We start from the raw sequence: 12,302 nt of genomic DNA, 5'->3' as shown, positions 1-12,302 counted from the left end.
CGAGTTGCGAGTTGCGAGTTATACAAGAATAATTGCAAGTGCGAGAAGTGCAACCTCCAGAAAGAACTAAGGCGTAGCTATTAGCCACGCCCCAATCTTGCTACTTCCATGATTAAGTATCCTTACTTATGCCGAAGCTGCCTTTTTATCTTTCCCCTGAACGGGTATACATCCGATACACCCACCATGCTACCTCATGTAACATTTAACACATCCTAGTGCCGTCCTCTTGCCGTCAATGGCTATCCACTTCGTTTTCCAAACGCTCCTTTAGCTTCCTGCTAAAATCATCCTTTGGTCAGTCCTTTTCAATCGCTCCGCGATTGTACTGCATCCTGGCAGTGTCCTCGTTCTTCCTTGCTTCCCTAGCTCTTGTCCTTTTGCTTCCTGCTAAGCATCTTGCTTTGTTGCCATAATCCTAATCCTTGGCATCAGTTCATTCATTGAACCTGCGTCTTCTTGACATGATTAAGTTTAGAGAAATGCGGGTATCTTGGTAGGCATAAAAAGTAATTTTTTCTAAGTCACAAAAATGACAAAAATAATAAATCCTTTAAAATCATTACAATAAGCAATTATGGGTACAAATTTAAAGGCATTAAACTGATAAAACGCACAGCAATGTGAGACTTATCGCACATTGCTATTTCCAAAACGTCCTTTGCTTAATTTGCAGCTTTGAACATCAAGTCACCTTCAACTTGGTTAAAGCTCAAGGCTTTGAACACCTCAAACCCTTCAGAGCTAAAGAATTCACGCTGTTCAGAGCGGGTAACAAATACAGCTAAACCACTTGCTTGATTGCTTGACTCAACTAAATCATCAAGCCCTCGTAGCAGATATCTGCCTAAACCTTGCCCCTGAAAATGTGGGTCAACGGCTATAAAGGCTAAAAACAGATAATGGCCTTTGCTTGAAAGCGCTTCGCGAATAGTACGCTCTTTTTCTATAAGCTGATTGGTTTGCAAGTAACCTGCACTGAGCATCAGTTTTAAGCGCCAATGCCAGTATCGCTCAGCTTGTAGTTCACTTGCCGAATCAAATACACAGGCAATGGCTTTTAATCTACTTTGTGAGTAAAGACCTATTAGAGGCTGTTTTTCTTGCCAGAAACTTGCTAGCTCTTCACGTACTAAAGCACGTAATTTAGTTTCATATTTACTTGGGTTATCTTGTTGAAAACCTAATACATTCTGAAGAACGGGATCATCATGATAGGCTTGATAAATAAGGCTTGCGGCAGTGCTGATATCTTCAGCACTCAGGTATTGCACACTTAAGGTTTCGGGTTCAGCAACTGTCAAAATACTCATCCTTTTATTTGTTTTATTATTTTCGTACTAGACTATAAGGTATATACCCAACGGTGATTAAAGACAAATTCAGCGTAAGTTAAACTGCGGTTCATCATCATTAAGTTCAAGCAGTAATAATTATCGCCATACACAAGGAGCAGAACTATGGATACGACAAAACATGATATTTCGACCCTATTTGCACAACTTGGTTTACCGAGCAAAGAAAGTGAAATAGATGCTTTTATAGCATCTCATCAACTGTCTGATACAACCCTATTGCAGGAAGCGCCTTTTTGGGATGAAGCTCAGCAACACTTTTTAGCAGAATCACTTGCAGAAGATGGTGCTTGGAGCGAGGTGATTGATGAATTAGACGCAAGGTTACGCCAGTAACGCCTGCGAGCTAATTAACAAGCTTAAATAACATTCTTTTAGCTCGTTAATTAGGAAAGTAATTTCACTCCACATCTATTATTGCTACCATACGCGCGCACTGCAGCCCATATACTGCGGTGCTTTTTAGTCTTTATAAAAGAGTTTATACAAAAATGAATGCCGTTGTATTTGATGCAATTAAAACCCTTCTTGATGAAGGTAAAACCCCAACAGTTGCCTTAACTAAAAGTAAGTTAACCCAACCTATGCCGATGCCTGTGATCATCGCTGCGGTTAGCCAATATAAAAACAACCCGGATTCAATTAATAATTTCATCAATAACCCGTCAAATGAACAACTGAGTACACCAAAAGAAAGCCAATTGGATCGTATTGAAGCTAAATTAGATAGGTTATTAGCACTGCTTGAGAAAAAATAATGTTTGTTGTCGATCTGACTTTTGATTGCTACCAAGATACTACCCTAGAGCTTGCTGAGCAGGCGATAAACCGCCTAGTGAATGCGCTTCGTTTTAACGGCCAAATAATTGGTGATGAATTTCCAACGGTTTTAAAAGATGGATTTTTCATTACTCGTGTAATGTGCCCAACCGAAGATGCGATGCATCCGCTCAACCATAGCCCGTTTGTAAAACATAGCATTGAGCAATTAAACACTGCAGGCTTACTGGCACCAAAAGTTAAAGTGGTCGGCCAAGACATTCACTCAAATGGCGCAGACATGTGTCATGATCCGTCGTGCTATATTTTGTATACCACGTACGTGCACACCTGTAGCCCGCTTTATTGTGGTGATGACTTTTTGCCTGTGCCGTTATTTCGCATTCCAGCCATTGCCAATGGCGATTACAAAACACTCATTAAATGGCAAGAAGACTGGCAAGCGTGCGATCAAATTCAGATCAATGGTGCAACCCGTTGTGAATTTCCTGCGCTTGAAGAGCTAACGAGCATCAAGAGTGACTTATACCGCCGTGGTCGTGATATCACGAAACGTATTAGTTTTCTAACCAAGAAGCCGGTTTATTACTATTTATACCGTGTAGGCGGCGTTGATAAAGAGTCAGAGCTTAAACGTCGCTGCCCAAGCTGCGATGGCGAGTGGAAATTACCAGAGCCATGGTTTGGCTTATTTGATTTTCGTTGCGAGTCCTGTGGCATTGTTTCGAATATCTCGTGGGACTTTCAATAACCTAATAAAGGTAATAACCAGATACACGAAAGGGGCAACCGCCCCTTTTTACTTATTGAATTTACACCGTTACTTTGTCTAAAAACTCACTGATGCTATTCGCTAGCACATGATGTGGTTTTTTACCCACATACTCTAAGCAAACCTCACCGCTTTCGACTAATACAGTGATCAGCAGATCATCTTGCTCTGTAAGACCAATAAATACGGTTTCTGGCTGCTTTAGCTTGCGCTTCATTAACACGTGACCGGTAATATTTTGCTGTAAGCGGCTAAAATCATCTTCATTCCATGCTTGTAGCAGTTCAATGTGATGATCATCAATACTCAATAACAAATTACCCGCATAGACATGACCAAACAATGGGCTTAAATCTTCAGGAAACGATAACTCTAGTGCCTTGGCTAAGTCTTCTAAACTGCCAGCAGGTTGTTGTGGGGTTGCACACCACTGAATGAGCCCCTTCTCATCTACTTCGCCCTGCTCACATGGACTTGGCCATGCTGTATCATGTTCAATAACAGGAAGCTTTCCTGTGCGTTCGAGGCATTTTTCACTAAATGCTTGATGTAACTTATCTAATTTTGTAGAAACAGACATACTGCGAAACTCATTGGCTTTAGGTATAATGCCGCCATTGTAACTACAAAAGTGTAAAGATGACAGATTACAGCAACTCACCCGAACTGAAAAACAGTGTTCTTGGTAAAAGCACAGAGTATGTAGATACCTACACACCCAGTTTACTGTTTCCTATTGCCCGTAAATTAAACCGTGATGCATTAGGTGTTAGCGAAGATAACTTACCGTTTAAAGGCCAAGATATTTGGACTGGCTATGAATTATCGTGGCTAAATAGCAAGGGTAAGCCAATGGTCGCTGTGGCAACGTTTGTATTTCCTTGTCAAAGCAGTCACATCATTGAGTCAAAGTCATTCAAATTGTACCTAAACAGCTTTAATCAAACACGTTTTGAGACGCCGGATGACGTACATCAAGCACTGAGCAAAGACTTATCCGATGCGGTAAATGCACCGGTGATCGTTACTTTATACCAAGCTGATGATTTCAATTGTTTGCCATTTTCAGCGTTACCGGGCGAATGTATTGATGATCTGGATATCGAAATCACTAGCTATGATATTGATGCCAGCTCACTTCGCCATAATGGTGATGAGATTGTCTCAGAAACCCTACATAGTCACTTACTAAAATCGAACTGTTTGATCACCTCACAGCCTGATTGGGCGAGTGTGATTATTCGTTATAAAGGCCAAGCGATTTGCCATGAAGCCTTATTAAAATATTTAATTTCGTTTAGAACTCACAACGAATTTCATGAACAATGTGTGGAGCGTATTTACTGCGATTTAATGCAGCAGTTAAACCTCGAAGAGCTTGAAGTGTATGCCCGTTATACACGCCGTGGCGGTTTAGATATCAACCCTTATCGCTCAACGAATCAAGATGAAACACCTTTCAAGGTAAAAATTAATCGCCAATAACTTTGGTGGCAATAAAAAACCGAGTTGTGAAACTCGGTTTTTTATTGCATGAAGATTCGTTACAGGTAATTACTCGTCTTTAAAAATACCCACATACGTTGGTGATGTATTCGATTTACTCGCACGATACATACCAGCGGTGTTAAACGGCAAACTGATGTTACCTTTAGCATCAATGATGATCACACCACCAGTTCCCCCTACAGGCATTAATACATCGTGGATCACTTCGTTACCTGCTTCCACAATGGTTTTACCTTGGTATTTTACGCGAGCACAAATATCAGCTGCCACATTGTAGCGAATAAAATACTCACCATGACCTGTCGCAGATACTGCACATGATTCATTTTCAGCAAAGGTTCCTGCACCAATCACAGGTGAATCACCCACACGACCAAAACGTTTTGCTGTCATACCACCTGTAGAGGTACCTGCGGCGATATTACCGTTTTTATCAAGTGCAACCGCTCCAACAGTGCCCATTTTGTAATTAACTGGCAGGGCTTTGTGTGCAGCTTGGTAGTCTTTGCTGGTGACTTTTTGTTTATCGAGCTTTTCTTTTGCTTTTAATAACGCTTTGTAGCGATTTTCAGTATCGAAAAGATTGTTTTCAACCAGCGGCATACCTTGAGTTTTTGCAAACTCTTCGGCACCTTGACCGCTGAGCATAACATGCACTGAATTCTCCATCACTAGGCGGGCCAGGTTAATTGGGTTTTCAATGTGTTTAACCCCAGCAACAGCTCCTGCTTGGCGTGTACGACCATCCATAATCGATGCGTCAAGCTCATGTGCACCGTCATAAGTATATACAGCACCGCGACCAGCGTTGAAATACGGCGAGTTCTCAAGCACATTAATTGCCGCAGTAATGGCATCTAGGCTCTCACCACCTTTTTCGAGCACAGCATAGCCTGTTTCAACGGCTTCTTTTAGTTTTGCACGGTAAGCTTTTTCTTGCTCTGGCGTGAAGCGGCTTTTTTCAATTGTTCCAGCACCACCATGAATAGCAATAGCGAAAGGTTGATCACTACTATGGCTGAAAGTACTAAATGATAATGCGCTAAGGGCAATGGCTGAGGTGAGTAATGTTTTTAACATAGGGGCACTTATATTTATTTTAGTTTGTAAGCCCAATGTGAATAATTCGTCGCTGGTTTTCAAGCTTTAACAGACGAAAGAAACAAAAAAAGCGCCTAATGGCGCTTTTTTTCAGCAGTTTAAAATTAAGCTTGAGCTGCTTTTAAACGTGCTAAACGTGCTACTTGGTGAGTAGACGTTAAGAAAGAGTAGATTGGTGCTAAATAGCCACGCTTACGAAGGTCTAAGAACTCTTCATCACCTAGTGAGTTAAGTTTTTTCTCGTCAACAAGGTAGATACCGTTGATGTCTTTTTTCTCACCTTTGATTTCTACAGTTAGCGTTTGAGCTACTAGTAGTTCTTTGTCTGCAAGGTACTTAGTGAATGCTTCAGTTACCTGAGAGAACTCGATGAAAGAAACAAGTGCTTCTTTACGACGCTTAAGGTACTCAGTTTCTTCACCGTTTTCGAAAAGTGCATTACCTGTTTCTTCGCTTACAAGTGGGCTTGCTTCGTCGATTACGATACCAAATTGGTCAGCTTCTGGATGCTTAACAAGACCAAGTGGGTAACGAGTCATAGACATAGGTGCAAATGCAGCTGTCCATTTGCCGTCTTGAATGAAAAGGTTTTCGCCTGGCTCTAGACCAAATAAAGCAACTGCTTGAAATTTACCTGATTCGTTGTTTTTAACAAATGCCATTGGGAATTCATTTGCGATGCGTGCAAATTCGTGTGCAACCACAGGTACTAAGTGCTGAGTTTTCATGAACTCAATGTTGATGCCATTTTGAATTTTAGTGTTGGCATGTTTTTCGTTATGTAAAGGCTGTACTTGTTGCTCCGCCATGATACTGCTCCATTAATTTTATAATATGTTTTTGCTGTTAGTGCCCAAAGCCTATAGGTTTTGGCAACAAAAAGGAAGTGAAAATTTTGTGGCAGTTTGTACATTATAAATTAACAAATTTACCCATGTTGCTAATTAACCTTAAGTGATGAAAAAACAAGCTATAAGCAAGTAAATATTATCACGCATAAGCCACTATTTTTGTTAGTATATTCCACAATTATGGAAAGACTGGGGCAAACAATGGAAGGCTATCAATTAAATAAAGACTATAAAGTAAGCCAAGTGTTTATTAGTGAAATTAATGAAGCCGTTATTATTATTGATGACTTTTTACACAGCGTTGAGCCTATTTATCAATTTGCCACAGAGACAGCCTATTTCCAGCCTTTTGGCAGCGATGGCACTCTATACCCTGGCAAACGAGATGAAATGCCTGCGCCTTACTACCGAGCTTTTGAGCAGCTAGTTAACGAACTTTTAGAGCAAGGGATCATTACTAGCGGCGAAAATAATTTATATCTTCACCGCTGTAAACTTTCATTAGTTACTCAAAATGCGGATGAATTAAATACCTTGCAGCGTATGCCACATATTGATTCAACGGATGATAAAACATTTGCAGCAGTGCATTATTTGTCTCCTAAAGAATGGGGTGGCACAGGCATATACAAATATCTGCCTGAGAATATTATTAAAGTGACAGCTGATAACCAAAATAGCGTGCATAACATGATTGCTGATACAGAAAAACACAGTGCAACTCATCAAGGCTATTTAAATGAAACAACAGCGCTTTTTGAAAAAGTGGTGGATATTGAAGCCAAGATCAATAGGCTCGTAATTTATAAAAGTAATCTATTACATAGCGCAGCTCTTTTAAATCACAAAAAGTACTGTAATGATCTAAATAACAGTCGTTTATCTATCTCCTCATTTTTTAGAATCGACTGAGTTGGCTAATACGTATTAGCCAGCTCAGTTAATAAAATTAGTACTTCTGTAAGCCAAATTTCTTTATTTTATCTAACAGTTCTCTGTGCTTAGGTAGCTCGCTTAATAGCTGATTGACGCGCTGCTGTTTAAATTCAGCAACTTGTTGATTGTCGCTCTGCTTAGATTGCTGTTTGGCAGGTACATAATGCATACCAAACAGTACGTATAAGTAGTTTTCTAAGTCGAACAAATCGAACTTACTTGCAAAGTCTTCGCGTACCGGTGTAAAGCGCTGCCAGCGTGCTAGGTTATTTTTTAGTTTTTCTGATAACTGATCGGTTTTTTTGTTATCACGCCAAAAAGCCGAATCAGTTCTATCCGAAATACAGTAATGCATTTTTATAAAATCAAAGGTTTGTTGCCATACATAATTCACCTGCTGATTGTATTCATCAGCAACTAAGTTAATGTCCTCTCGGGTACGCGGAAAACGTTTAGCTAATAACCCCGCAGAAAAGTCTGCAATTAAGATGGCAGTTGCTTCAAGAGGCTCAACAAAGCCTTGCGACAACCCGATAGCCACACAGTTTTTGTGCCACATTTTTTCTCTGTGCCCTACTTTCATCGGGATCTTTCGTGGTGTTAAGTGCTCAAATTTATTACCTAAATAATGATGCAATTTAGCGTGCGCTTTATCATCGCTCATATACTTAGATGAATAAACAAACCCCACCCCTCTTCGCTCTGTTAGCGCAATATCCCAGATCCAACCGGCTTGGTGTGCCGTGGCAATAGTGTAAGGCGGTATTTCATCATCGCTTTGTGTCGGTACTTGCAATGTGATTGCAGTATCAGTTAATAAACTATCTGACTTATCAACAAAGCCCACCCCTAGTTTTTGCCCAATAAAGGCAGCCGAAAAACCGGAGCAATCAATTATAAAGTCAAATTCTAAGGCGTTAGTTTCTGAGTCAATTAGGTGTGTAATAAAACCTTGCTCATCACAGCTGACATCTTTAATTTCTGCAAACAGGTGTTTTACAGCAAAATGTTGCGTGGCATGGCTTCCTAAGAAAGCAGCAAACTTTTTAGCATCAAAATGATAGGCATAGCCATTGATACCTGCATATTGCGGTGTCGCAATTGTTTTTGGAGCTAAATTATTTTCACAACATGCATGCTGCTTAGAAACAAAGTCTGCGTAATCATTACCGTTACCCTCAGCAAGCCACTGCTGCGTTAACTCCTCACCGAATATATGTGGGTGATCAAATAAATGATGGTAAAAGTTAGCACCATGTTTGTGTTTATCTAGCCAATTTACAAACTTGATTGACTGCTTAAAAGTAACATCACATTCATTGATAAAATCACTTTCACTGATACCAAACTTTTGCAAAGAGTTGCGCATCGAAGGAACAGTACCTTCACCGACACCTATGCTGGCAATATTAGGAGACTCGATTAACGTGATCTCAATGCCACTTTGCAAAAGCGCATGACCCAAATGGTTAGCGGCTAACCAACCTGCTGTTCCACCACCAACAATTGCGATTTTTTTTATCATTTTCACTCGCCCACTTTTATACCAATTCGCTTAATTAAATGGTCTAGTTTGAGGCAAGAAAACCTTGTTAATAACAAGGCAAAAATTTCGTTATTTAGTTGTTCTAAATCAGAAATTTTTAACGCAGTTAGCGACAGGTTTAATCCCTCAAAATGACTAAGTATTATTGCGGGTTGGTATTACTCACAAAAAAGCCCAGTGCGAGCTGGGCTTTCTTAATTTCGTTATCTAAATCAAATTAGAAACGTAGTGATACACCTAGCTTGTAGCGTGCTTCACCTTCAAAGCTCCATGCTGGGTAGCCGTTACGAAGCTCAGGAACTACTTCTGCATCAGAAGGAGCAACACCGATTTGTACGCTGTCTTCTTCAGTTAAGTTAACAGCTTCAAACGTTACGTCAATGTTATCAGTTACGCTGTAGTTAGCACTGAAATCAAGAGTACCGTATGATTGGTGCTCACGGTTACCGTAGAAACCAGGAAGCTCACGGATCATGTACTCTGAACGCCAGTTATAAGCTAAACGTGCTGAGTAAGTATCTGTTTCATAGTAACCCACTAAGTTCACAGTATGCTTAGACGAATCTGAGAATAATGGGATCATATCTGGGTAGTTTTCAGCTTCTGATGGTGCATCTACGAATGTGTAGTTTGCTGAGTAACCAAAGCCACTGTCAAAGCCATCTTGAATTTGTAGCTCGATACCTTCGATTTGGCCACCACTTGCATTAAGCTTAGTAGATAGCGTCCAGTTATCACCTTGAGTATCTGGGTCTACAACACCGATTTGTTGATTCAAGATTTGGCTTGAAGTAACAAATGATGTGATGTCTTTGAAGAAGTAAGTTGCACTTACCATACCGTCACCATCAAAGTACCACTCAATACCTAAATCAGCTTGAGTTGCTTTGAATGGGTTAAGGCCTACGTTACCTTTAGTTAGTACTTCGTTATTTGCTGTACCATCAGCGTAACCTGCAAAAGATGATGCAGAGAACATATCTGTGTAGTTAGGACGAGCAATTACTTGTGCTGCAGAGGTACGTAAAATTACATCTTCAGCTAAATCGAAAGCGATATTGATGCTAGGTAATACGTCGTTGTAGCTCGCTTTATCTGTGCTTAGAGAGCTTTCGTACTCACCGTTTGCAAAACCGTAGTAATCTGATTCTGCATCTGTAGAGATATAACGTAAACCGAAGTTACCGCGGATAGATTCTGCAGAGAACTCTGCCATTGCGTAAACTGCAAAGTTCTCTTCTTCAATTGTACCGTAACCTGAGCGGTATACAGCTGAATCATTATCGAAGCTTACAATTGCAGCACGTGCATCTGCTACCATTTTGTCAAAATCTGGCTTTGGTAAAGTGAAACCAGCACCTGATGACATAGTACCTGAGTAGTAAGTCTCACCATCACCAGTTGGTAATGTATCAACTAAAGTAGTTGAGTAAGTCTCTTGTTTTACTTCATGGTCAGCCCAACGGAAACCTGTTTTGATTGCTGTGATAGCACCAAAATCAACAGGGAAAGAAAGGTCTAACTGTGCGTAAGTTTCTTCATCTGTGTTAGGTTGCTTTTTAAGTGCCCAACCAGCTGGAGATAATGGACCTGCAAAATCTGATGCTTCAAAGTATTTGTTATTGATATCAATTTTGATCACATCACCAGTTGCATCATAAGTACCCGCGTAATCAGATGGAACACCAATGAAGTTACCGTAGTTTGCAGTAAGGTCTGTACCACCTTCTGATTCAGTTGTACCGAAACGACCTTTTAATGTGAAGTTTTCACCTTCGTATTTAAGGCTGAAATCAGCTGTGTCAGATGACATGCTCGCAATACGTGCCCAAGTTTGAGTCCAACCTGGATTTACACCTTCACCAGTACGACGATAGAAAGTACATGTACCTGATGCATTTGTTTGCTCACAAGCTGCTTCTTTGTCGTCAGGGAACATTACGAAGTTTGAGGTATTTGCATTGTTTGCATCTAACTCAAGGCTCATGATGTTTAAACCTAGCTCTAGGTTTTCTGTAGGACGATACTGGAAAGTTGCATTTAATGCTGTACGTTCACGCTCTTGTTGGAACGTAGTAGGAACAATATCACCCCAACCGATCAGTGATTCGATACCGTTACGTTGGTAGTTTGTTTCAGCCCAAGATACTGAACCTAATAAACCGAATGTTTCTTCGTCATTTTTCCAGCTAAATAAGCCAGAAACTTGAGGGTCTGTTTCTTCAGAGATTGTGCCGTAGTCGGCTTTTGCACTTAAGAAAGTTGTACCAGCGTCAAGATCAAGTGGCTTACGAGTGTTAACAATAACAGTACCACCAACACCACCTTCTACAACGTCAGCTTGAGAAGATTTATAAACTTGGATTTCACCAACTAATTCAGGTGGTAAAAGCGTATAGTTGAAGCTACGGTCGATTGATTGTTGGTCATACCAACCTGTTGATGCAACAGTTTGACCGTTTAAAAGTGTGCGTGTTAATTGGCTTGAAGCACCACGGATAGACACTTGCTGACCTTGACCGAATTGACGGTTAACAGCAACACCTGAAATACGACCTAGTGCTTCACCTACATCGCCATCAGGAAACTTACCGATGTCTTCTGCAGATACAGCATCGACAACGCTGTCAGCAAAGCGCTTAGTATTCATTGAAGCTTCAAGTGAACGGCGAATACCGCGAACTTCAATTACTTCAACATCTTCTTGAACTTTAGTTTCATCTGCTGCGTATGCAGCGCCAGTGAACCCAGCACTCATTACGAGGCCGATATTAACTGCTAATAAGCTTTTCTTAAAATTTTTAGCTAACACAGGATTCCCCTTGAATCATTTTGTTGGTTTTTTATATCACTTCTGCCCAGTGATGATGACAACGCTGTCATCTAGTAACAAACCATACACTCTAAATTACATTTGTGCTACATCTTTTTGGTTAATTTGTGCAAAAAATTTACAACGAAATAATCAAGTTATTGATATAACTAATATTTAATATTGAGTTTTTAAGAATTGTTACAAATAAACGGCGCAAATATAGCATGAGTGATATTGCAGATGAAAAGACCAAAAGGATGAGTTTTTGAAATTAGCTAAAAATTACATGTATTTTTGTAAGCTTTAGTTTCCACTGGGCATTTATTAACCATAACTAAAAGTTATATAAAACCTGTTATCTAACAATAAATTAGCTTAAAAACTAACGTGTTTCTAAAAGCGCGCTGTCATGTACAAATTATTTTTAACTTTTTCTGGGCAGAATGAGTTTAAGGGAATATTGAGAATAACAATCAATAATAATGACAGCGTTGTCATTTTTGATTATATAGAGCCCCTTTGTACTTGTCTAACACTTTATCGGCTATTTAAAGAAAGTGTATTTATTCAATACTGTTTGTTATACCAATTCGCTTAATTAAGTGACCTATTTTTAGGCAATAAAACCTCGTTGATA

11 protein-coding genes are annotated in these 12,302 nt (G+C 40.0%); 5 read left to right on the top strand and 6 right to left on the bottom strand.

Annotation, left to right across the window (positions count from 1 at the left end; genetic code table 11):
* Window positions 1-665: 665 nt before the first annotated feature.
* Window positions 666-1,313: a GNAT family N-acetyltransferase gene (locus tag CWB80_RS21500; RefSeq protein WP_054563618.1), complete on the bottom strand. Its 648-nt coding sequence runs from the start codon at window positions 1,311-1,313 to the stop codon at window positions 666-668.
* A gap of 147 nt (window positions 1,314-1,460) precedes the next feature.
* On the opposite strand from CWB80_RS21500, the gene CWB80_RS21495 reads away from it, so the two are divergent.
* The 3 genes from CWB80_RS21495 (at window position 1,461) to CWB80_RS21485 (ending at window position 2,886) form a co-directional block, all read left to right on the top strand.
* On the top strand, window positions 1,461-1,691 hold the full coding sequence (locus tag CWB80_RS21495) for a DUF2789 domain-containing protein (RefSeq protein WP_036969581.1): 231 nt from the start codon (window positions 1,461-1,463) through the stop codon (window positions 1,689-1,691).
* Window positions 1,692-1,846: 155 nt separating this feature from the next.
* On the top strand, window positions 1,847-2,113 hold the full coding sequence (locus CWB80_RS21490) for a hypothetical protein (RefSeq protein WP_054553723.1): 267 nt from the start codon (window positions 1,847-1,849) through the stop codon (window positions 2,111-2,113).
* The gene (locus CWB80_RS21485) at window positions 2,113-2,886 is read left to right on the top strand and encodes a Zn-ribbon-containing protein (protein WP_138599993.1); all 774 of its coding nucleotides are present in this window, start codon (window positions 2,113-2,115) and stop codon (window positions 2,884-2,886) included. Before CWB80_RS21490 ends, CWB80_RS21485 begins: the two co-directional genes overlap by 1 nt.
* Window positions 2,887-2,947: 61 nt before the next feature.
* On the opposite strand, the gene syd is transcribed toward CWB80_RS21485, so the two are convergent.
* Window positions 2,948-3,487: a SecY-interacting protein gene (gene syd / locus CWB80_RS21480; RefSeq protein ID WP_138599994.1), complete on the bottom strand. Its 540-nt coding sequence runs from the start codon at window positions 3,485-3,487 to the stop codon at window positions 2,948-2,950.
* A 59-nt stretch (window positions 3,488-3,546) separates the two neighbouring features.
* On the opposite strand from syd, the gene queF reads away from it, so the two are divergent.
* Window positions 3,547-4,392 carry an NADPH-dependent 7-cyano-7-deazaguanine reductase QueF gene (gene queF, locus CWB80_RS21475; protein ID WP_054553726.1) on the top strand — a complete coding sequence of 282 codons (846 nt, stop codon included), beginning with the start codon at window positions 3,547-3,549 and terminating at the stop codon, window positions 4,390-4,392.
* Between the two features lie 69 nt (window positions 4,393-4,461).
* Here queF and CWB80_RS21470 read toward each other — a convergent pair whose 3' ends face one another.
* Both CWB80_RS21470 and CWB80_RS21465 read right to left on the bottom strand, forming a co-directional pair.
* On the bottom strand, window positions 4,462-5,496 hold the full coding sequence (locus tag CWB80_RS21470; RefSeq protein ID WP_138599995.1) for an isoaspartyl peptidase/L-asparaginase family protein: 1,035 nt from the start codon (window positions 5,494-5,496) through the stop codon (window positions 4,462-4,464).
* Window positions 5,497-5,621: 125 nt separating this feature from the next.
* On the bottom strand, window positions 5,622-6,326 hold the full coding sequence (locus CWB80_RS21465) for a SapC family protein (RefSeq protein WP_138599996.1): 705 nt from the start codon (window positions 6,324-6,326) through the stop codon (window positions 5,622-5,624).
* Window positions 6,327-6,569: 243 nt separating this feature from the next.
* Between CWB80_RS21465 and CWB80_RS21460 the strand changes: the two genes are divergently transcribed.
* Window positions 6,570-7,280: a DUF6445 family protein gene (locus CWB80_RS21460; RefSeq protein ID WP_138599997.1), complete on the top strand. Its 711-nt coding sequence runs from the start codon at window positions 6,570-6,572 to the stop codon at window positions 7,278-7,280.
* A 37-nt stretch (window positions 7,281-7,317) separates the two neighbouring features.
* Here CWB80_RS21460 and CWB80_RS21455 read toward each other — a convergent pair whose 3' ends face one another.
* Window positions 7,318-8,829, bottom strand: coding sequence for a tryptophan halogenase family protein (locus tag CWB80_RS21455; RefSeq protein WP_138599998.1), 1,512 nt, complete (start codon window positions 8,827-8,829; stop codon window positions 7,318-7,320).
* Window positions 8,830-9,067: 238 nt separating this feature from the next.
* On the bottom strand, window positions 9,068-11,662 hold the full coding sequence (locus tag CWB80_RS21450) for a TonB-dependent receptor (RefSeq protein WP_138599999.1): 2,595 nt from the start codon (window positions 11,660-11,662) through the stop codon (window positions 9,068-9,070).
* Between the last annotated feature and the right edge of the window lie 640 nt (window positions 11,663-12,302).

This window comes from Pseudoalteromonas sp. S1650, from assembly GCF_005887195.1.
GTDB lineage: Bacteria > Pseudomonadota > Gammaproteobacteria > Enterobacterales > Alteromonadaceae > Pseudoalteromonas > Pseudoalteromonas simplex.
The sequence above is the reverse complement of the archived record's forward strand: the minus strand, read 5'-3'. Positions and strand labels throughout refer to the sequence as shown.